15 protein-coding genes are annotated in these 19,613 nt (G+C 74.2%); 8 read left to right on the top strand and 7 right to left on the bottom strand.

The window, feature by feature from the left end; all coding sequences use genetic code 11:
• The first annotated feature begins 206 nt into the window (after positions 1-206).
• Positions 207-758 (top strand): RICIN domain-containing protein, encoded by a 552-nt coding sequence (locus ACIO92_RS21225; RefSeq protein ID WP_401237329.1) that lies wholly within the window; start codon positions 207-209, stop codon positions 756-758.
• A 115-nt stretch (positions 759-873) separates the two neighbouring features.
• Here ACIO92_RS21225 and ACIO92_RS21230 read toward each other — a convergent pair whose 3' ends face one another.
• On the bottom strand, positions 874-4,668 hold the full coding sequence (locus tag ACIO92_RS21230) for an ABC transporter ATP-binding protein (protein WP_402282842.1): 3,795 nt from the start codon (positions 4,666-4,668) through the stop codon (positions 874-876).
• Positions 4,669-4,938: 270 nt separating this feature from the next.
• On the opposite strand from ACIO92_RS21230, the gene ACIO92_RS21235 reads away from it, so the two are divergent.
• The gene (locus ACIO92_RS21235) at positions 4,939-5,313 is read left to right on the top strand and encodes a hypothetical protein (protein WP_366441144.1); all 375 of its coding nucleotides are present in this window, start codon (positions 4,939-4,941) and stop codon (positions 5,311-5,313) included.
• A 187-nt stretch (positions 5,314-5,500) separates the two neighbouring features.
• Here ACIO92_RS21235 and ACIO92_RS21240 read toward each other — a convergent pair whose 3' ends face one another.
• From ACIO92_RS21240 to ACIO92_RS21250, 3 genes are all read right to left on the bottom strand, one after another.
• Positions 5,501-7,183 carry a thiamine pyrophosphate-binding protein gene (locus ACIO92_RS21240; RefSeq protein ID WP_366441143.1) on the bottom strand — a complete coding sequence of 561 codons (1,683 nt, stop codon included), beginning with the start codon at positions 7,181-7,183 and terminating at the stop codon, positions 5,501-5,503.
• Between the two features lie 141 nt (positions 7,184-7,324).
• Positions 7,325-8,296 (bottom strand): agmatinase, encoded by a 972-nt coding sequence (gene speB / locus ACIO92_RS21245; protein ID WP_366441142.1) that lies wholly within the window; start codon positions 8,294-8,296, stop codon positions 7,325-7,327.
• 69 nt (positions 8,297-8,365) lie between these two features.
• Positions 8,366-9,853, bottom strand: coding sequence for a sodium:solute symporter (locus tag ACIO92_RS21250; protein ID WP_402282839.1), 1,488 nt, complete (start codon positions 9,851-9,853; stop codon positions 8,366-8,368).
• 205 nt (positions 9,854-10,058) lie between these two features.
• Between ACIO92_RS21250 and ACIO92_RS21255 the strand changes: the two genes are divergently transcribed.
• Positions 10,059-11,792: a PucR family transcriptional regulator gene (locus ACIO92_RS21255; RefSeq protein WP_402282838.1), complete on the top strand. Its 1,734-nt coding sequence runs from the start codon at positions 10,059-10,061 to the stop codon at positions 11,790-11,792.
• 15 nt (positions 11,793-11,807) lie between these two features.
• On the opposite strand, the gene ACIO92_RS21260 is transcribed toward ACIO92_RS21255, so the two are convergent.
• Entirely contained in the window at positions 11,808-12,473 is a 666-nt protein-coding gene (locus ACIO92_RS21260) for a hypothetical protein (protein ID WP_366441139.1), read from the bottom strand.
• Between the two features lie 186 nt (positions 12,474-12,659).
• On the opposite strand from ACIO92_RS21260, the gene ACIO92_RS21265 reads away from it, so the two are divergent.
• From ACIO92_RS21265 to ACIO92_RS21280, 4 genes are all read left to right on the top strand, one after another.
• On the top strand, positions 12,660-14,384 hold the full coding sequence (locus ACIO92_RS21265) for a helix-turn-helix domain-containing protein (protein WP_402282836.1): 1,725 nt from the start codon (positions 12,660-12,662) through the stop codon (positions 14,382-14,384).
• A gap of 89 nt (positions 14,385-14,473) precedes the next feature.
• Entirely contained in the window at positions 14,474-15,631 is a 1,158-nt protein-coding gene (locus ACIO92_RS21270) for an acyl-CoA dehydrogenase family protein (protein ID WP_366441137.1), read from the top strand.
• Entirely contained in the window at positions 15,632-16,504 is an 873-nt protein-coding gene (gene tesB / locus ACIO92_RS21275; RefSeq protein ID WP_366441136.1) for an acyl-CoA thioesterase II, read from the top strand.
• Between the two features lie 20 nt (positions 16,505-16,524).
• Positions 16,525-17,472 (top strand): cation diffusion facilitator family transporter, encoded by a 948-nt coding sequence (locus tag ACIO92_RS21280; RefSeq protein WP_366441135.1) that lies wholly within the window; start codon positions 16,525-16,527, stop codon positions 17,470-17,472.
• 30 nt (positions 17,473-17,502) lie between these two features.
• Here ACIO92_RS21280 and ACIO92_RS21285 read toward each other — a convergent pair whose 3' ends face one another.
• The gene (locus ACIO92_RS21285) at positions 17,503-18,276 is read right to left on the bottom strand and encodes a phosphatase (protein WP_366441134.1); all 774 of its coding nucleotides are present in this window, start codon (positions 18,274-18,276) and stop codon (positions 17,503-17,505) included.
• A gap of 269 nt (positions 18,277-18,545) precedes the next feature.
• Here ACIO92_RS21285 and ACIO92_RS21290 point away from each other — a divergent pair, with 269 nt between their 5' ends.
• Positions 18,546-18,896, top strand: coding sequence for a hypothetical protein (locus tag ACIO92_RS21290; protein WP_402282833.1), 351 nt, complete (start codon positions 18,546-18,548; stop codon positions 18,894-18,896).
• Between the two features lie 83 nt (positions 18,897-18,979).
• Here the strand turns inward: ACIO92_RS21290 and ACIO92_RS21295 are convergent, their stop codons facing one another.
• Entirely contained in the window at positions 18,980-19,564 is a 585-nt protein-coding gene (locus ACIO92_RS21295) for a TetR/AcrR family transcriptional regulator (RefSeq protein ID WP_401237319.1), read from the bottom strand.
• Between the last annotated feature and the right edge of the window lie 49 nt (positions 19,565-19,613).

Raw genomic sequence — 19,613 nt, forward strand, 5'->3', positions numbered from 1 at the left:
GGTCACGAGGACCCGGACCGCCCACCGCCCCGGCCGGACGGCCGCCGTGTCCCTGCCCATGTGACCCCTCTCCGGGAAGATCCGCGTACGGGCGTACGACGCGCCCCGAGGCGGAACGGTTGCCTCCGGGGCTCCCGGGGGCGAGGGACCCCTAAGCTCGGCGGCAAGATCGTTTCAGGACCTTCCGAAGGCCGAGGAGCCCGGACATGGGGATCATGAAGAACCTGGCGAGGACGACGGTGACCGGCGCGGTCGCCCTGGGAGCGGCGCTCGTCCTGCTGCCCGGACAGGCGAGCGCCGACGAACCCGCCTGGTGGTACGACATCCGGAACGTCAACAGCGGGCAGTGCCTGGAGATACCGGGCGGCCAGACCCACAACGGCGCCCCGGCCCAGCAGTGGGGCTGCAACGGGGGCCTCAACCAGCGCTGGATCCACCACGAACGCAGGAACGCGGACGGCTCGGTCTCGGTGCGCTACGAGAACGCCCAGGCGCGCGGCAAGTGCCTGGAGGTCGCCGACTGGCGCACCGACCCGGGCGCACCGCTGCGGGTCTGGGACTGCCACGCGGGCGCGAGCCAGTGGTGGACCGACATCCCGTACACGAACAGCACCGTGCTCCGGAACGACCACAGCGGTCTCGTCGCCGACGTCTCGGGCGACAGCACCGCGTACGGGGCGCCGGTCGCCCAGTGGAACAACAAGGTGTGGGAGTCCCAGAACGCCAACCAGCGCTGGCGCTTCTTCGGCTACTTCTGACGGTCCCGCACGGCGGGGGGCGGCCGGGGACCGGGTCCCGGCTCCCCCGCCGCCTCCCGGGTCACGGGCCGCCCGGCCGGGGCACGGATGGGCCTGCCGGTCCCGCCGCCCCCGGTCACACCCGCTCCGGCTCCCCCTCGTCCACGCTCTCCTCGCCGACGAAGGTGCTCCACAGCGACGCGTACCGGCCGCCGAGCGCCAGGAGTTCCCGGTGGGTGCCGTCCTCCACGATCCGGCCGCGGTCCATGACGACGACCCGGTCGGCGCGGGCCGCCGTGGTCAGCCGGTGGGCCACGACCAGCGTCGTCCGGCGGCCCACGAGCCGCTCGGTGGCCTGGTTGACCTGCGCCTCGGTGGCCAGGTCCAGGGCCGCCGTGGCCTCGTCGAGGAGCAGCACGTCCGGGTCGACCAGCTCGGCGCGGGCCAGGGCGACGAGCTGGCGCTGCCCGGCGGACAGGTCGCGGCCCCGCTCGGCGACCTCGTGCAGATAGCCGCCGTCGAGGGTGGCGATCATGTCGTGGGCGCCGACCGCGCGGGCCGCCGCCTCCACCTCCGCGTCGCTCGCTCCGGGACGCCCGTACGCGATGGCGTCACGGATCGTCCCCGCGAAGAGGTACGCCTCCTGCGGGACGACGCCGAGCCGGTGCCGGTACGCCGTGAGGTCCAGGTCCCGCAGGTCGGTGCCGTCGGCGGTGACCCGGCCGCCCGTCGGGTCGTAGAACCGGGCGACCAGCTTGACCAGGGTGGACTTGCCCGCTCCGGTCTCGCCGACGAACGCGACGGTCTGGCCGGCCGGTATCCGCAGGTCTATGCCGGACAGCGCGGTCTCGTCCTTCGGGGCCCCGTCCTCGCCCCCGTACGCGAAGGAGACGTTCTCGAAGGCGATCTCGCCGCGCAGCGACGGCACGTCGAGGGGGGCGCCGGGGGCGGCGGTGGACGTCGGCTCCCGGAGGAGTTCCTGCATCCGCTTCAGGGAGACGGCGGCCTGCTGGTAGCCGTCGAAGACCTGGGAGAGCTGCTGCACGGGTGCGAAGAACAGGTCGATGTAGAGGAGGTAGGCGACGAGCGCGCCGGTGGTGAGCGTGCCCCCCTCGATCCGGTTCGCGCCGACGATCATGACGGCGGCGGCGGCGGCCGAGGACAGCAGGGTCACGAACGGGAAGTAGACCGATATCAGCCACTGGCCCCGGACGCGGGCCTCGCGGTACGCGTCGCTGCGCTCGGCGAACCGGGCCGTGCCGGACCGCTCGCGGCGGAACGCCTGCACGATCCGGAGCCCCGAGACCGACTCCTGGAGGTCGGCGTTGACCACGCTGATCCGGTCGCGCGCCAGTTCGTAGGCCCGCACGCTGGAGCGGCGGAAGTAGTACGTGGCGACGGCGAGGACCGGCAGGGTGGCGAAGACCACCAGGGCGAGCTGGAGGTCGAGGACGAGCAGCGCCACCATGATCCCGAAGAAGGTGACCACCGAGACGAAGGCGGTGACCAGGCCCGTCTGCAGGAACGAGGACATGGCGTCCACGTCGGTGGTCATCCGGGTCATGATCCGGCCGGTCAGCTCGCGCTCGTAGTAGTCGAGGCCGAGCCGCTGGAGCTGGGCGAAGATCTTCAGCCGCAGCGCGTAGAGGACCCGCTCGCCGGTGCGGCCGGTCATCCGGGTCTCGGCGGTCTGCGCCACCCACTGCACGAGGACCGTCACCAGGGCCAGCGCGGAGGCCGCCCAGACGGCCCCGATCGCGAGCTGGTTCACCCCCTCGTCGATGCCGTGCCGGATCAGGACCGGCAGCAGCAGGCCCGCGCCCGCGTCCATGGCGACCAGGCCCAGGCTGATGAGGAGCGGCACGCCGAAACCGCGCAGCAGCCTGCGGAGCCCGTAGGACTCCTCGGGCGAGACGGCCCGGGTCTCGTCGACGTCCGGCGTGTCCTCGGCGGGCGGCAGGGCCGCGACGGCGGCGAGCAGTTCGGGGGTGGCCCCGGGCACTGTGCTGTCCCGGCTGTCCCGGCTGTCCCGGCTGTCCCGGCTGTCCCGGCTGGGCTTCTCCTCCCGTATCCACAGGGCCGGGGTGATGCCCCGCTCGGCGTCGAACTCCGCGTCCAGCTCGGCCCGCAGGGTGTGGTCCTCGGGCGGTACGACGGCGGTGGGGTGGCCGGGCGAGACCGCGCCCAGTTCCTCGGGGTCGGTGAGGAGGCGGCGGAAGAGCGGGGAGCGGGCCTCCAGCTCGGCGTGGGTGCCGATGTCGGCGAGCCGCCCGTCCTCCAGGACGGCGATGCGGTCGGCGAGGCCGAGGGTGGAGCGGCGGTGGGCGATGAGGAGGGTGGTCCGGCCCGCCATGACCGACCTCAGGGCCTCGTGGATCTCGTGCTCGACCTTGGCGTCGACGGCGGAGGTGGCGTCGTCGAGGAGCAGCAGCCGGGGGTCGGTGAGGATCGCGCGGGCCAGCGCGACCCGCTGGCGCTGGCCGCCGGAGAGGGTGAGGCCGTGCTCGCCGACCTTGGTGTCGTAGCCCTCGGGCAGTTCGGCGATGAACCGGTCGGCGCGGGCGGCACGGGCGGCGGCCTCGATCTGCTCCCGGGTGGCGTCGGGGCGGCCGTAGGCGATGTTCGCGCCGACGGTGTCGGAGAAGAGGAACGAGTCCTCGGGGACGAGTCCGACGGCGGCGCGCAGCGAGTCGAGGGTGAGTTCGCGGACGTCGTGGCCGCCGACGAGGACGGCGCCGCGCGAGACGTCGTAGAAGCGGGACAGGAGCAGGGAGACGGTGGACTTGCCGGAGCCCGAGGCGCCGACGAGGGCGACGGTCTCGCCGGGCCGGATCTCCAGGGAGAAGCCGTCGAGGACCGGGTGGCCGTCCCGGTAGGAGAAGCTCACGTCGTCGAACTCGACGCTGGCGGGGGCGTCGGCCGGGAGTTCCTTGGTGCCGTCCTCGACGAGCGGCTCGGTGTCGATGAGGTCGAGGACCCGGTCGACGCCCGCGCGGGCCTGCTGGCCGACGGTGAGGACCATGGCGAGCATCCGGACCGGGCCGACGAGGGACGCCAGGTACGCGGAGAAGGCGACGAAGGTGCCGAGGGTGATCTGGCCCCGGTAGGCGAGCCAGCCGCCGAGCGCGAGGACGGCGACCTGGCCGAGGGAGGGGACGGCCTGGAGCGCCGGGGTGTAGCGGGAGTTCAGCCGGATCGTACGGAGACGGCCCGCGTAGAGCTTGCGCCCGGCCTCGCGGATCTTGCCGGTCTCCTGGTCCTCCTGGCCGAAGCCCTTGACGACCCGGACGCCGGTCACGGCGCCGTCGACGACCCCGGCGACGGTGGCGGCCTGCTGCTGCGCGTACCAGGTGGCGGGATGGAGCCGGGTACGGCTGCGCCGGGCGATGTACCAGAGGGCGGGCGCCACGGCGAGGGCGACGAGGGTCAGCGGCAGGGACAGCCAGGCCATGACGGCCAGGGATATGAGGAAGAGCAGGACGTTCCCGAGGGTCATCGGGAGCATGAAGAGCAGGCCCTGGATCAGCTGGAGGTCGCTGGTGGCCCGGCCGATGACCTGCCCGGTGGACAGCTCGTCCTGCCGCCGCCCGTCGAGCCGGGTGATCGTCGCGTACATGTCGGTGCGCAGGTCGTGCTGGACGTCGAGCGCGAGGCGTCCGCCGTAGTAGCGGCGGACGTAGGTGAGGGCGTAGACGAGGACGGCGGCGCCGATGAGGAGGCCGGTCCAGACGCCGAGGCCCCGGGTCTTCGTCCCGATGACGTCGTCGATGATCACTTTGGTGACGAGCGGCACCATCGCGAGCACGGCCATGCCGAGCAGCGAGGAGCCGAGCGCGAGCAGTGTGTTGGTCCGGTACCGCCACGCGTATCCGGCGAGCCTGCGCGCCCAGCCCCGCGATTCTTCCCCTTGTTCTTCCCCGACCGCCGCCACGAAGGTCCTCCCGTCCGTCCCGCTGTATCGCCTGCGCCAACACCCCCGACGTGCGATTTCATCCCGCTGTAACAATTCGGCGGAACGTTTCGGGCGCACTCGGGGCGCGCCGGGGGCGCTGCGGGGACGTTCCCGGCGCTCGCCCGGCGCGTTCGTGGGGCCCGTGGGCCGAACGGGGAACGGTGTGGCGAGTGTCCGCCAGGTGTGCGGGTTCGGCGTTCTCGCGGGTAGGAAGGTGGTGACGGAGAGTGACGCCATGGAGGGAGTGCTGTGGGGCGGATCGAGGACGGGAAGCCGTACCGGTGGGGGCAGGTGTACGCGGCACTGCTCGCCGTGAAGGGACTGGCGGAGAGCGGCCGGGTCGAGCCGGTGCCGGAGCGGCGGCTGAGGGCCGCGGCGGGCAGACCGCTGGGCGAGTTCGAGGCGCTGCTCCCGCACCTCGGGCTCCAGATCCTGGCCGCCCGGCAGAAGGGCGGTGCGGTCGCCGGGGCCACGGCGACCGCCGCCGGAGACGTGGCCCGGTTCATGCCGCCGGAGCGGATGGCCTGGAGCGGGCTCGGCCCCGCCGAGGCCGCCGGCTTCCAGCAGGGGTACGAGGAGCGGATCGCCGCCTACCGGAAGGAGTGGGAGGCGCTGGTGAGGTGAGGGGCCCCGGCCCTGGGCGGGGCCGGGCAAGGGGTGGGCCGGGGCGGGGCAGGGCCAGGCAGACCCGGGACGGGGCCGGGGCGGGCCCAGCTCCGGCTCCGGCTCCGGCTCCGGCCCCCGGCTCGGTTCGGTTCGGCTCCGGTTCCGGCCCCGGCTCCTCCCGTCCCTCCGGCGGGCGGACCCCCGGTCAGAGGTGGGTCGGGGCGAACATCCTGAGGAGGGCCGGGAGGACGACGACCGAGGGGCCCGGGGTGGCGAGGGACTTGGTGAGGTCCTCCGTCAGGGTCTCCGGGCTCGTCAGGGCGGCGGGGACCCCGAAGGACTCCGCCAGGGCGACGAAGTCAGGGCGGGCCAGCTCGGTGCCGGTGGCCTCGCCGAACGCGTCGGTCATGTACTCGCGCAGGATGCCGTAGCCGCCGTCGTCGACGATCAGCCAGGTCACGTCCAGGCCGTACTGCCGTGCCGTCGCCAGCTCCGCGATCGAGTACATCGCGCCGCCGTCGCCGGAGACCGCGAGGACCGGGCGGCTCGGGTCCGCCGCGGCGGCGCCGAGGGCTGCGGGGAAGCCGTAGCCGAGGCCGCCCGCGCCCTGGGCGGAGTGCATCGTGTTCGGGTGCCGGGCGTCGAAGGCCGACCAGGCCCAGTAGGCCAGGATCGTCATGTCCCAGAAGCTCGGGGAGCGGTCCGGGAGCGCCTCACGGACGGCCGCGACGAGCCGCTGCTCCAGGCCGAGGTCCTGGGCCTCGATCCGCTCCCGGACCTTGGTGAGGACGGCCGCGACCCGCTCGGGGGCGGTGGGGTCCCGTCGCTCGGGGACGGTCTCCAGGAGGGCCTGGAGGGCGAGGCGGGCGTCGGCGTGGATGCCGAGCGCCGGGTGGTTGGACTCCAGCTTCCCGGCGTCGGCCTCGATCTGGATCACCCGGCCGCGCGGGGCGAAGGTGTGGTAGTTCGAGGACAGTTCGCCGAGACCGGAGCCGATGACGAGGAGGACGTCGGCGTCCTCCAGGAAGTCGGTGGTGTGCCGGTCCTCCAGCCAGGACCGGAGCGAGAGGGGGTGCTCCCAGGGGAAGGCGCCCTTGCCGCCGAAGGTGGTGACGACGGGGATGTCCAGGCGCTCCGCGAGCGCGAGGAGCTTGCCGGAGGCGTCCGAGCGGACCACACCGCCGCCCGCGATGATCGCGGGTCGCTCGGCGCCCGCGAGGAGGTGCGCGGCGAGCGCCGTCAGCTCGGGGCGCGGGACGACGTCCTCGGGGGTGGCGTCCATGGCCGTGACGACCGGCAGGGCGGTCTCCGCGAGGAGCACGTCCTGCGGGATCTCGACCCAGACCGGCCCGTGCGGGGCGGTGAGCGCCGATTCCCAGGCCGCCGCGAGGGCGGAGGGGATCTGGGACTGCGTACGGACGGTGTGGACGGACTTGACGACGTCCCGGAAGGAGGCCCGCTGGTCGCGCAGTTCGTGCAGATAGCCGTGGCGTCCGCCGCCGAGCCCGGCGGCGGGGATCTGGCTGCCGATGGCGAGGACGGGCGCGGAGGCGGCGGCGGCCTCCTGGAGCGCGGCGAGCGACATCAGGGCGCCGGGGCCGGTGGAGAGCAGCAGCGGGGCGGCCTCGCCGGTGATCCGGCCGTAGGCGTCGGCGGCGAAGCCCGCGTTGTTCTCGACGCGGAGGCCGACGTACCGGAGGGCGGAGCGGCGGAGCGCGTCGAACATGCCGAGCGCGTGCTGGCCGGGGAGGCCGAAGACGGTGGTGGCGCCGAGGCCGGTGAGGGTCTCGACGACGAGGTCGCCGCCGGTGCGCCCGGCGGGCGGGTTCAGGGCCGCGGCGGTCTGCGCGGCGGTGGGGCGCAGGACGAGGTCGTGATCGTGGGTCATGGGTCCCTCGGGGCGTGGGTGGGTCTGTCGGTTGCGGCCCGGCGGCCGGGTCGCGCCCTCCACTGTCCCGCCCGGGGGACGGGTGGGCGCGGCCCGGGGGCGGCGCGGGGCCGGGCGCGGTGGGCCCGGCCCCGCCGCCGCCTACTGGGCGTCGCGCGCCGCGGCGATCTGCCGGGACATGATCGTCGTCAGCTCGTACGCGGTGTGCGAGGCGGCGACGGCGGTGATCTCGGCGTGGTCGTAGGCGGGGGCGACCTCGACGACGTCGGCGGAGACCAGGTTGCAGGAGGAGAGGCCGCGGAGGATCTCCAGGAGTTCGCGGGAGGTCATGCCGCCCGCCTCGGGGGTGCCGGTGCCGGGCGCGTGGGCCGGGTCGAGGCAGTCGATGTCGATGGAGATGTACAGCGGGCGGTCGCCGATGCGCTGGCGGAGCTGGTCGGCGACCTCGTCGGCGCCCCGGCGGTAGATGTCGGCGGAGGTGACGATGCCGAAGCCCATCTTCTCGTCGTCGGTGAGGTCCCGCTTGCCGTAGAGGGGGCCGCGGGTGCCGACGTGGGAGAGGGCCTCGGTGTCGAGGATGCCTTCCTCGACGGCCCGGCGGAACGGGGTGCCGTGGGTGTACTCGGCGCCGAAGTAGGTGTCCCAGGTGTCGAGGTGGGCGTCGAAGTGGAGCAGGGCGACGGGGCCGTGCTTCTTGGCGACGGAGCGGAGCAGCGGCAGGGCGATGGTGTGGTCGCCGCCGAGGGTCATCAGGCGGGCGCCGGTGGCGAGCAGGTCGTCGGCGGCGGCCTCGACGGTCTCGACGGCCTCGTTGATGTTGAACGGGTTGGCGGCGATGTCTCCGGCGTCCGCGACCTGGGCGAGGGCGAACGGGGAGGCGTCCTGCGCGGGGTTGTACGGGCGGAGCAGACGGGAGGCCTCGCGGATGGCGTTGCCGCCGAAGCGGGCGCCGGGGCGGTAGGAGACGCCGCTGTCGAAGGGGACGCCGACCACGGCGATGTCGGTGGTGCCGACCTCGTCGAGCCGCGGCAGCCGGGCGAACGTCGCGGGACCGGCGTACCGCGGGACGCGGGACGAGTCGATCGGGCCGCGCGGGGTGTTCTGGTCGCTCATGGCCGGGGTCCTCCTGGGTGGGGTGGGTGAGGGGTGTCCGGACGGGTCCCGTCCGGTGCTTCGGGTGGTTCAGCCGGTGGTCACCGGGGTGGTCGGGGTGACCGGGGTCTCGGCCGGGGAGTCGTCGGGCGTCTCCCGTCCCGCGAGGCGGGCGCGCCAGTGGGCGAGCACGGCGGCGTCCGTCCGAGGGGTGGCCAAGGAAACGATCACATATGCGATGAGCGATGCCAACAAACCACAGTAAACAGGCTCATTTGCCAGGATTCCGAAAGTCCACATCAGGCCGATGACGGACAGGCCGCCGACGGTGACGGCGGCGAGCGCGCCCTGCACGGTGCCGCGGCGCCAGAGCAGCCCGCCGAGGATGGGCACGAGCAGCCCGCCGACCAGCAGGTTGTAGGCGACGGTGAGGGCCTGGACGACGTCGTTGAGCGCGATGGCGATGCCGATCACGGCGACGCCCATGATCAGGATGAAGAGGCGGTTGCCCCTGACCTCGTCGTGGTCGTCACCGCCGCCCGTGCCGGTGGCGCCCCGCAGCCGCGACCAGATGTCGTTGTTGGCGACGGTGGCGCAGGCGATCAGCGCGCCCGAGGAGGTGGACATGACGGCGGCGAGGGCGGCAGCCAGGACCAGACCCCGGACGCCCATCGGCAGTTCGTCCTTGACGATGGTGGCGAAGGCGTCGTCGGCACTGGGCAGGTTCGGGTACATCACCTTGGCGGCGGTGCCGATGACGGCTCCGGCGAGGGCGTAGGCCAGGCAGTAGGTGCCCGCGACGGTGCCGCCCCACCGGGCGACCTTGTCGGTGCGGGCGGTGAAGACCCGCTGCCAGATGTCCTGGCCGATGAGCATTCCGAAGGTGTAGATCAGCACATAGGTGAAGATCGTCTCGCCGCCGATGCCGAAGGGCTCGAAGTACGCGGTGGGCAGCGCCGCCTTCATCTCGGCGAAGCCGCCGGCCTTGACCACGGCGATCGGCAGCAGCAGGAGCAGCACGCCGATGGTCTTCACCACGAACTGCACCATGTCGGTGATGGTGATCGACCACATGCCGCCGAGGGTCGAGTAGGCGACGACGATGGCGCCGCCGAGGACGATCGCGACCGTCCGGGGCAGGTCGAAGAGGACGTCGAAGATCGTGGCGTACGCGATGGTCGAGGTGACCGCGAGCATCAGGGTGTAGGCCCACATGACGATGCCGGAGATCATGCCCGCCCGGCCGCCGTAGCGCAGGTCCAGCATCTCGGAGACGGTGTAGACCTTCAGCCGGGCGATGCGGGCGGAGAAGAAGACGCTGAGGGCGAGCAGACCGAGGCCGATGGCGAAGACCATCCAGGCGCCGGAGAGGCCGTACTTGTAGCCGAGGCCCACGCCACCGATGGTGGACGCGCCGCCGAGGACGATGGCGGCCATCGTCCCGGAGTACATCCAGGGCCCGAGGCGGCGCCCGGCGACCAGGAACTCGCTCTTGGACCTGGCGCGGCGCATACCCCACCAGCCCATCGCGAGCATACCGGCCAAATACAGGACGATCACTGTGTAGTCGACGGCCATGGGGCCCTCCTTCGCGCACCTCGGTGGCGTGTCGTGCGGGGGAAGCTCCCGAAGGGCCGGGCCCGGCGGGAAGGACCCAGAGACGGATCGCGGGGACATCCGCCCGTACCCGCGGCCTCTGGATGCCATGACAGTAGGTGGCCGGAAAGCGACGCAGAAGTGTACGTTTCCTCCACTGTCCGCGCGGGTGATGTACGAAGGGTCCATGCCGATGACCTCTCCGGAGCCCCCCGCGCCGCCCGGCCCCGCGCCTTCCGCGCCGCCCGGCCCCGTGCCGCCCGCCCCGCCCGTCTCGCTCGCCGCGCTGCTCGCCCGCCGGGACCTGGGACTGCGGCTGCTCGCGGGGCCCGGGGACGTCCCCCTGCACTGGGTGCACACCTCGGAGATGGCCGACCCGTACCCGTACCTCCTCGGCGGTGAGCTGCTGATGACGGCGGGCGTGCAGCTCACCGATCCGGCCCGGTACGTGGAGCGGGTGGCGGCGGCCGGGGCGGCGGCGCTCGCCTTCGGCGTCACCCCCGTGTACGACACCGTCCCGGACGGGCTGGCCGAGGCCTGCGAGCGGCACGGGCTGCCGCTGGTCGAGGTGCCGCCGAGGACCCCGTTCACGGCGGTGGCGCGGGCGGTGTGGCGGCTGATGGCCGAGGCCCGGCTGCACGAACTGCGCCGGGTCACGGAGGCCCAGCAGTCCCTGGCGGCGGCCGCCGCCCGCCCGGCGCCGGTGCCCGCCGTGCTCTTCGCGCTGGCCTCGCGCCTCGCCGGGCGGGCGGTGCTCTTCGCGGCGGACGGCACCGAGTCGGCGGCGGCGGGCCGGGACGTTCCGGAGGCGGCGGCGCGGGCGCTGCGCGAACTGGCCGGGGTACTGGGCCCCAGGCCCGGCGGCCCCGCCTCGGCGAGCGGCGAGGGCGGCGGACTGCGGCTCGCCGCGTACGCGCTGGGCGGCGGCGACGGGCTGACCCTCGGGGTGGCGACCGAGCGGCGCGTCCCCGGGGACCGCACGGTGGCGGGCGTGGCGGTCGTCCTGCTGTCCCTGCTGACGGCCCCGCACCGGGGCGCGGACGTGACGGTACGGGACGGGGCCCTGGTCCGGCTGCTCCTCGGCGCGGCCCCGGCGGAGGTGGCCGACGCGCTGGGCCCCGGCCCGTGGACGGTGGTCCACGCCTCGGGCGGCGACGGCACCCCCTTCGCTACGGCGAGCCTGGCGGCGGCCCTGGGAACCCCCCTGGTCGACGCGGGAACCCCCGCGGGGGCGGGCGGGACCCGAAAGGCGGACCCGCGTACGGACGCGGGGCCGGGTCCTCGTACGGAGTCGGCCACGGGAGCCGACCCGCGCACGGGACCGGGACCGGGACCGGGACCGGAAGCGGAAGCGGAAGCGGAAGCGGGACCGGAACCTGAAGCAGGACCGGGACCGGATGGCGGACCGGCCCCCGTCGCCGGTCCGCCATCCGGTCCCGCATCTGGTCCGGCCCCCCGACCGGCGCCCGACCCCGCGCCCGATCCCGCCCCCGTGCGCCTCCTCCTGCCCGCCTCCTCCCCCGCGACGGCCCAGCCGGGCTGGACCCTCGGGGTGTCCGCCCCGGCCGGGGCGGGGGAGCTGGCCGCCGCCGACGCGCAGGCGTCCCGGGCGCTCCGCCGGGCGAAGGCGACCCGGGCGGCGCTCGTCCGGCACCGTCCGGGCGGCCTGGCCGCGCTCGTGGACCCCGGCGAAGCCGCCGTCCACGCCCGCGCCCTCCTCGCCCCGCTGGGCGAACCGCTCCGGGAGACCCTGCGCGTCTGGCTCTCGCTGCACGGCAGCTGGGACCGGACGGCGGTGGCCCTCGGCGTCCACCGCAACACCGTCCGGCAGCGGATCACCCGCTGCTCGGCGCTCCTCGGCCTGGACCCGGACGACCCGGACGTCCGGATGGAGCTGTGGTTCGCGCTCGGCGTCCGGTGACCCCCGCCGGGCCCGTCACCAGAGCTTGGCCACGGCCGTGCGGGTGGTGTCGCGGAAGGCGGTCAGCGGGGCGTCCGGCAGGTCGCCGAGCTGGCCCCACTGGACGTAGGTGACGGTCCGGCCGTCGCGGCCCACCGAGAAGAGGTGGATGTCGGTGCTGCCGACCTGCCGGTCGACGGTGTCCAGGCTGTAGACGTACGCGCCCTCCTCGACCGCGACCGTGCCGTGGGCGCGGCTGACCGCCTCCACGTCCGGCTCCTGCTGTTCGACGCGCTTCCCGCAGCCCGCGAGCGCGGTGCGCACGGCGCCGACGAGCCGGACGGCCTCCGCCTCGGTCGGGGCGACCGTGGTGACCTGGCGGCCGCCGGTGTCGAGTTCCGTACGGAACTCCCGGTGGCGGGTGCCCGCCGCCGGGAGGACGCCGGGCGCGCAGAGGACGCCGTACTCCGGCAGCCCCTGGACGACCGGACCCGCCGTCCAGGGCGTGAGCGAGGGCGGCATCTGGGCGGCCGACAGGAAGGCGGGCTGCGCGGCCACGGCGGTACGGGCGGGCGCCGCCGGGGCGGCGGTGGACGGGACGGCGCCCAGGGCCGTGAGGCCGAGGGCCGCGGTGGTGACGGCGAGCGCGGCCCGGAGCCGGGCGGTGGTGCGGGGCTGTGTGGTGGTGCGGAACGGAGCCATGGCTGGCTATCCCCCAGAAGTTCGTCGGTCGTGTCTTCGTTCGGACTCCCTCAGCCTCCGGGCCGCCCCGGGGCCGGGACAACGGCCCCCGGCGCCCTTCCCGTCCCGGAACCATTCCACCCCCGTTGACGTGGGAGGACGTGGGTGGGACGGGACGTCACGGGGAACGGGGAGGGGAGCTCGCTCATGGCGGAGGCGGGGGACACGGCGGCCGATGAGTTCGCGGCGCGGGTGCGGGCGGTGAAGGAGCGCGGCGGGCGCAGTTACGAGGCGCTGGGACGGCGTCTGAACGTCGCCGCGTCCACCCTGCACCGGTACTGCACCGGTACGACCGTGCCGGAGGACTTCGCGGTCGTCGACCGGCTGGCCCGGCTGTGCGGGGCCGACGAGGAGGAGCTCGGCGCCCTGGAGGAGTCCTGGCGCCGGGCGGACGCGTCCCGCCGCCACCGGACGACGGGTCCGCGCGGGCCCGCCCGGACCGCCCGCCCCTCCCGGATCGCGACGACGGACACCCGGCCCCCGGCCGCCCCCGCTCCGGCGGCGACCGCTCCGGCCCTCCCGGCGGCTCCGGCCCCCACAGCCCCGCCCGCCCCGGCGGCTCCGGCCCTCCCGGTCCCGCCCGCCCCGGCGTCGACGACGGCTGTTCCGGCACCGGCCGGTCCGAACCGTCCGACTGCGGCCTCCTCCGCACCGGCCTCCTCCGCACCGCTCTCCCCCGTACCGGCGGCTCCCGCCCGGCCCGACCGCACGACCGCCATCCCGGCCGCCCCACCGCCCATCTCCCCGTCCTCCCCGTCCATCTCCCCGCCCGTCCCTCTGCCCGCCTCCCCGGCCACGAACGGGACCCGGCCCCCGGCGGCCACCGGAGACGTTCCCCCGCCGGGCCGCCCCGCGCGGTCGGCCCCCGCGCGCCCACTCCGCCCGACTCCCGGTCCGGAAGACCGGCCCACCGCCGGACCGGTCCCGGCGGCCCCCCGCGACGGCGGGACCGGGCCCGGTCCCGGCGGACGCGTCCGTGGCGGGGCCCGGGGCACGCGGGCCCGTGCGGGCCTGGTCCTCGGAGCCGCCCTCGGGGCCGTGACGGCCACCCTCGGAGCCGTACTCCTGCTGGGGAACGCCGGGCCCGGCGGCCGGGGTGGCACGGGCGCCGCCATCGCGGCCCCCGTCACCGCCCCCGTCACTGCTTCCGCCACCGCCACCGCCCCCACTTCCGGCGAAGGGCCCGCTTCCGGCGAAGGGCCCGCCGGGCGCCCCGCCGAGGCCCCCTTGCCGTTCACCCGGGCCGTCGCCTCGCACGTCTGGCAGAACGGCTGCGGGCACACCTACCTCGTCGACCGCGCCCCCTCCGCCGTCGCCGCCCCGCCGCCGCCGGACCGGGCGCGCGCCTGGGCGGGGGCGCACCGGGCCGTGCACGGCGGCGAGACCCTGGTCCGGATCTCGCTCCAGGGGCGGTCCTCGGCCGCCGTCGTCGTCCAGGCGCTGCACGTGCGGGTCACCGGCCGGGCCGCGCCCCTCCCCTGGACGGCGTACCGGATGGACAACGGCTGCGGGGGCGCCCTCACCCCCCGCTCCTTCGCCGTGGACCTCGACCGGCCGCGCCCGCTCGCGAAGCCGGTCGCGGGATACGACGGCACGGGCGAGGGACGGGACATCCCCGCCATCGCCTTCCCCTACACCGTGACCGCCGCCGAGCCGGAGGAACTCCTCGTCTCCGCCCGTACGAAGGGCTGCGACTGCCGCTGGTACCTCCTCCTGGAGTGGAGCTCCGGCGGGCGCACGGGCACCCTGAGGATCACGGACGAGGACGGACTCCCGTTCCGCACCAGCGGAACGGTGGGACGGCCGGTGTTCGGGTACGACTCCCCCGGAGGGCGCTGGATCACAGACGGGGAGTCTGGACAGAGCGGGTGACCGCTGGGTAACTTCGGAGACGACAGGCTGAGCAAGCGCTTAGACAAGTGCTGGGGCCGGACAGGACCGGAGACGAAGGAGGACGGCTCGTGCGCCGTACCGTATTCAACGAGGACCACGAGGCGTTCCGGGAGACCATCCGGGCCTTCATCGAGGCCGAGGTCGTCCCCGTCTACGACGAGTGGTTCGCCGCGGGCCAGGCCCCGCGCGACTTCTACTACAAGCTCGGCGAGCTGGGCATCTTCGGCATCAACGTGCCCGAGGAGTTCGGCGGCGCGGGCCTCGACACCCACAAGTTCGAGGCCGTCCTGTACGAGGAGACCTCCCGCGCGGGCGTCCAGTTCGGCGGCTCCGGCGTCCACGTCCTGCTCGCCCTGCCCTACATCAAGATGCTCGCCACCGGCGACCAGAAGAAGCGCTACCTGCCGAAGTTCGTCTCCGGCGAGGAGATGTGGGCCCTCGCCATGACCGAGCCGGGCACCGGCTCCGACGTCGCGGGCATGAAGACCACCGCCAAGCTCTCCGAGGACGGCACCCACTACGTCCTCAACGGCTCCAAGACCTTCATCACCGGCGGCGTCCACGCCGACCGCGTCATCGTCTGCGCCCGCACCTCCGCCCCCAGCGCCGAGGACCGCCGCTTCGGCATCTCCCTCTTCGCCGTGGACACCACGTCCGAGGGCTACTCGATCGGCCGCAAGCTCGACAAGCTGGGCCTGCGCACCTCCGACACGGCCGAGCTGGCCTTCGTCGACGTGAAGGTGCCCGTCGAGGACCTCCTCGGCGAGGAGGGCAAGGGCTTCTCCTACCTCGGCCACAACCTGGCCTCCGAGCGCTGGGGCATCGCCTTCGGCGCCTACGCCCAGGCCAAGGCCGCCATCCGCTTCGCGCAGGGTTACGTGCAGGAGCGCACCGTCTTCGGCAAGACCGTCGCCTCCTTCCAGAACACCAAGTTCGAGCTGGCCGCCTGCCAGGCCGAGACCGACGCCGCCGAGGCCGTCGCCGACCGCGCCCTGGAGGCCCTGGACGCGGGCGAGCTGACCCCGGCCGAGGCCGCCAGCGCCAAGCTCTTCTGCACCGAGGTCGCCCACCGCGTCATCGACCGCTGCCTCCAGCTGCACGGCGGCTACGGCTACATGAACGAGTACCCGATCGCCCGCCTGTACGCCGACAACCGCGTCAACCGCATCTACGGCGGCACCAGCGAGATCATGAAGTCGATCATCGCGAAGTCGATGGGCCTGTAGGTGCCCGACGAGCGCGGTCCGCTGGACGCCCTGCTCGATCTGCTCGACCTGGAGCGGATCGAGCGGGACATCTTCCGCGGGGAGTCCCGGTCCGCGCTCGTCCCCCGCGTCTTCGGCGGCCAGGTGGCCGCCCAGGCGCTGGTGGCGGCGGGCCGGACCGTGCCCGAGGACCGGCACGCCCACTCGCTGCACGCGTACTTCCTGCGCCCCGGCGACCCCGGCGCGCCGATCGTCTACACCGTCGACCGCATCCGCGACGGCCGCTCCTTCACCACCCGCCGGGTCGTCGCCGTCCAGCACGGGCAGCCGGTCTTCCACCTGTCGGCCTCCTTCCAGACCTACGAGGAAGGGCTCGAACACCAGGCGGACATGCCCGCCGCGCCGGACCCGGAATCGCTGCCGACGGCCGCCGAGACGCTCCCCCGGCACCTGCCGGCCGAGATCGCGGACCGGCTCGTGGAGGCCCGCGCCGCGGTCGACCTGCGGTATGCCGACACCCCGCCGTGGGGCTCGGTCGGCGAGCCGCGCGAGCCGCGCTCCCAGGTGTGGTTCCGCGCCGGCGGCAAACTGGCCGACGACCCGCTGCTGCACGTCTGTCTGGCGACGTACGTCTCCGACATGACGCTCCTCGACTCCGTCCTGCTCGCCCACGGGCGCGGCGGCTGGGCCGTCGGGGACGTGGTCGGCGCCTCCCTCGACCACGCGATGTGGTTCCACCGGCCGTTCCGGGCCGACGAATGGCTCCTCTACGACCAGGAGTCGCCGTCCGCGTCGGGCGGGCGGGGCCTCGGCCAGGCCAGGATCTGGACCCGGGACGGGAGGCTGGCGATCTCGGTCGTCCAGGAGGGTGTCGTTCGCGTGCCGCGCGACTGACCGGACATAACGTCCGGTCCATGGCGGACAACGGCGAGAGCACCTTCACCGTGGTCGTGGCGGCGGCGGCCAACCTCGGCATCGCCGTCGCCAAGGCCTTCGCGGGTGTGATCAGCGGATCGAGCGCGATGCTGTCGGAGGCCGCGCACTCGGTCGCCGACACCGTCACCGAGGTCATGCTGCTCACCGCGCTGAAGCGGAGCGAGAAGCCCGCCGACGAGGACCACCCGCTCGGGTACGCGGGCGAGCGGTACGTGTGGGCGATGCTCGCGGCCGTCGCCACCTTCGTCGGCGGCGCGGTCTTCTCCGTCTACGACGGGATCCACACCCTCACCCACGGCGAGGAGCCGGGCGACCCGCTCGTCTCGTACGTGGTCCTCGGCTTCGCCTTCCTCCTGGAGGGCTTCTCCCTGCGGACCGGCGTCCGCCAGGTGAGGGCGGAGGCGGCCCGGTCCCGCACTCCCTTCGCCCGCTATCTGCGGTTCATGCCCGACACCACCGTCAAGGCGGTGGTGATGGAGGACTCCGCAGCCCTCGCCGGACTGCTGCTGGCGGCGGGCGGCCTGCTCGGCGGACAGCTCACCGGCTCCGGCGTCTGGGACGGCGTCGCCTCGGTCCTGATCGGCCTGCTGCTGGTGTACGTGGCCTGGGTGCTGGGCCGGTCCAACGCCGAACTGCTCATCGGCCGCCCGCTGCCGCGCGCGGTGCGGAGACAGATCCGCGAGGAACTGCTCTCCGTCCCGCACGTGGTGGACGTGCTCGAACTGACCACCCTGGTCCAGGGACCCGGGGAGGCCCTGGTCGCGGCGAAGGTCGACTTCCGGGACGTCTCCTCGGCGGCCCAGGTCGAATGGGCCTGCGAGGACGCGGAACAGCAGCTCAGGGAACGCTTCCCGGAGATCCGCCGGGTGTATCTGGACCCGACGCCGGGACTGGGGCAGCGGAGGGACACCGCCGGTCCGGCATGACGGCCGGACCGGTCCGAGGGGAGGGGCCCGTCAGAGGAGACCGGCCGCGTCCAGCGTGTACGCGGTCATCGGCTCGTAGAAGCGCGGGTCGAGGACGTGGTCGTCGAGCGGGATCGTGACCTGCATGGTGCCCTCGGCCTCGCCGAGGAAGAGGGCGGGGTCGTTGCAGTCCGCGTAGCCGACGGAGTCGATGCCGCGCTGGCCCGCGCGCCCGGCCCAGCCGTGGTCGGCGACCACCAGATCGGGGCGCCCCTCGTCGCCGAGCGCGTCGAGGACCGCGTTCATCGGCTCCGGGGAGTGGGTGTGCCAGAGGGTGGCGCCGCGCTCGAACACGGCGACGTCCGCGAACTGCACGACGTACCCCTCGTCGGCGACGAGCCCGCCGGGGATGCGGACGATGTCGCAGCCCCGGGCGCGCAGGGCGGCGGCGACCCGGCTGTGCACGTCGATGAGGGCGCCGGGGTGACCGGTCGCGAAGAGGACGCGTTCCCGTCCGGCGGCGGCCTTGTGGAGCCGGGCGGCCATGCGGTCGAGGCCGTCGACGGTCAGCTGCGGGTCGATGGTGTCCTGGCCGGTGCGGTGGGCCGGATCGTCGACGACCCCGCACCGCTCGGCCATGACGGCGAGCACGTCCTGCTCGTCGGTCCACCGGTCACCCAGCTCAAGACCGAGCCAGTAGTGCCGGTCGCCGTTGGCGAGCTTGCGGTAGTGGGAGAGGTTGTTGTCGCGCGGAGTGGCGACGTCTCCCGCGATCCGGGTACGGACGAGGTGCTCGACGAGGGCGTCACGGCTGAGTATCGGCATGACCCTCATTCTGCGCGAAGGACCGGCGGGACGTCGCGGGTGTTCGGAGTGCGGTCGGCCACGGCCGCCCCGACGACCGGGGGGCCGGGCACCGGGCCTTCCGGGTTCCACCACGGACCGGCCGGGCCGAGGACCTCGCCGGGCCTCCGGAGTGGGCCGCCCAGGTGTCCGAACAGCCCGGGGGCTCATCCTGCGGCTCGCCGCGCCCCGGTCCCCGGACGCGTGGACCGGGCCCTTCGGCACGGTGGTTCCGACGACGACCGGTCAGCATGAAGAAGATCTCGATCGCCACCGGCGGCGTGCTCGCCGCCAGACGCGCCATGGCGCTCGCCCTGGGCCGGGGCCCGTTCGCGCCCGGCACCGTCACCGCGGGCGAGCTCGCCGGGGCGTGGGCGGGGGCGCACGGGGAATCGCTGGAGTTCCGTGAGGACGGGGCCTTCTGCGCCGACGGGTTTCCGGTCGAAAGGTCCCCCGAGCAACGGGTCGACACCTGCGGCCGGTGGAACTTCAGCGATGACCGAGGGCGCGACCAGGGAATCGATCTGGACTTCGACGAACCGTCGCACTCGATGATCGGGACGCTGCGGGTCTCCGGACCGGAAGGGCGGGGAGGGCTCTGACGTCCGCTGGGACGTCGACGACGAGTCCGACCGGCTGGAGCCGCACCGGAAGTCCTGAAGGACACATCGGCGGGTACGCCCCCCTACCCCAGCGCCCCGAACGCCCCGTCCGCCAGCCTCCGCAGCAGGCCTTCCAGGGACGGGCGGGCGACCGTGGCCAGGTGGGGGGTCGAGTTCAGCAGGCCGAAGACGGCGTGGACCGCCGTGCGGGCCTCGCTCTCCGGGGCCGTCGGGTACAGCTCGCGGACCGCCGTCACCCAGACCTCCACGTACTGGCGCTGGAGCTGCCGGACCCGCTTGCGGTCCTCGTCCTTGAGGCGGTCCAGTTCGCGGTCGTGGAGGGTGATCAGCGGGCGGTCGTCGAGGGCGAAGTCGATGTGGCCGTCGATGAGGGAGCCCAGGAGCGCCCGGGGGTCGCCCGGGTGTTCCGCCGCGCGCAGGCGGCCCCCCGACAGGAGGCGGTCACTGATGCCCACCAGCAGCTCGGCCAGCATCGCGTCCTTGCCCGCGAAGTGGCGGTAGAGCCCGGGGCCGCTGATGCCGACCGCCGCGCCGATCTCGTCGACGCCCACCCCGTGGAAGCCGCGCTCGGCGAAGAGCCGGGCGGCCTCCTTGAGGATCTGTTCGCGGCGGGTGGGCGCGTCGACGCGGGTGGTGCCAGTGGTCATGCTTTCGATTGTAGACATCTCCGTTAGCGGTCGTTAACCTGAGCTTCAT

The sequence above is a fragment of the Streptomyces sp. NPDC087215 genome (assembly GCF_044744885.1).
Taxonomy (GTDB): Bacteria; Actinomycetota; Actinomycetes; order Streptomycetales; family Streptomycetaceae; genus Streptomyces.

What these genes read in the sequence shown, in the direction of transcription:
- ACIO92_RS21255 (WP_402282838.1), top strand. Translation starts at nt 10,059, where the DNA reads ATGCCGATGACCTCTCCGGAGCCCCCCGCGCCGCCCGGCCCCGCGCCT.
- ACIO92_RS21285 (WP_366441134.1), bottom strand. Translation starts at nt 18,276, where the DNA reads ATGCCGATACTCAGCCGTGACGCCCTCGTCGAGCACCTCGTCCGTACC.
- ACIO92_RS21250 (WP_402282839.1), bottom strand. Translation starts at nt 9,853, where the DNA reads ATGGCCGTCGACTACACAGTGATCGTCCTGTATTTGGCCGGTATGCTC.
- ACIO92_RS21260 (WP_366441139.1), bottom strand. Translation starts at nt 12,473, where the DNA reads ATGGCTCCGTTCCGCACCACCACACAGCCCCGCACCACCGCCCGGCTC.
- ACIO92_RS21240 (WP_366441143.1), bottom strand. Translation starts at nt 7,183, where the DNA reads ATGACCCACGATCACGACCTCGTCCTGCGCCCCACCGCCGCGCAGACC.
- ACIO92_RS21280 (WP_366441135.1), top strand. Translation starts at nt 16,525, where the DNA reads ATGGCGGACAACGGCGAGAGCACCTTCACCGTGGTCGTGGCGGCGGCG.
- ACIO92_RS21225 (WP_401237329.1), top strand. Translation starts at nt 207, where the DNA reads ATGGGGATCATGAAGAACCTGGCGAGGACGACGGTGACCGGCGCGGTC.
- speB (WP_366441142.1), bottom strand. Translation starts at nt 8,296, where the DNA reads ATGAGCGACCAGAACACCCCGCGCGGCCCGATCGACTCGTCCCGCGTC.
- ACIO92_RS21265 (WP_402282836.1), top strand. Translation starts at nt 12,660, where the DNA reads ATGGCGGAGGCGGGGGACACGGCGGCCGATGAGTTCGCGGCGCGGGTG.
- ACIO92_RS21290 (WP_402282833.1), top strand. Translation starts at nt 18,546, where the DNA reads ATGAAGAAGATCTCGATCGCCACCGGCGGCGTGCTCGCCGCCAGACGC.
- ACIO92_RS21295 (WP_401237319.1), bottom strand. Translation starts at nt 19,564, where the DNA reads ATGACCACTGGCACCACCCGCGTCGACGCGCCCACCCGCCGCGAACAG.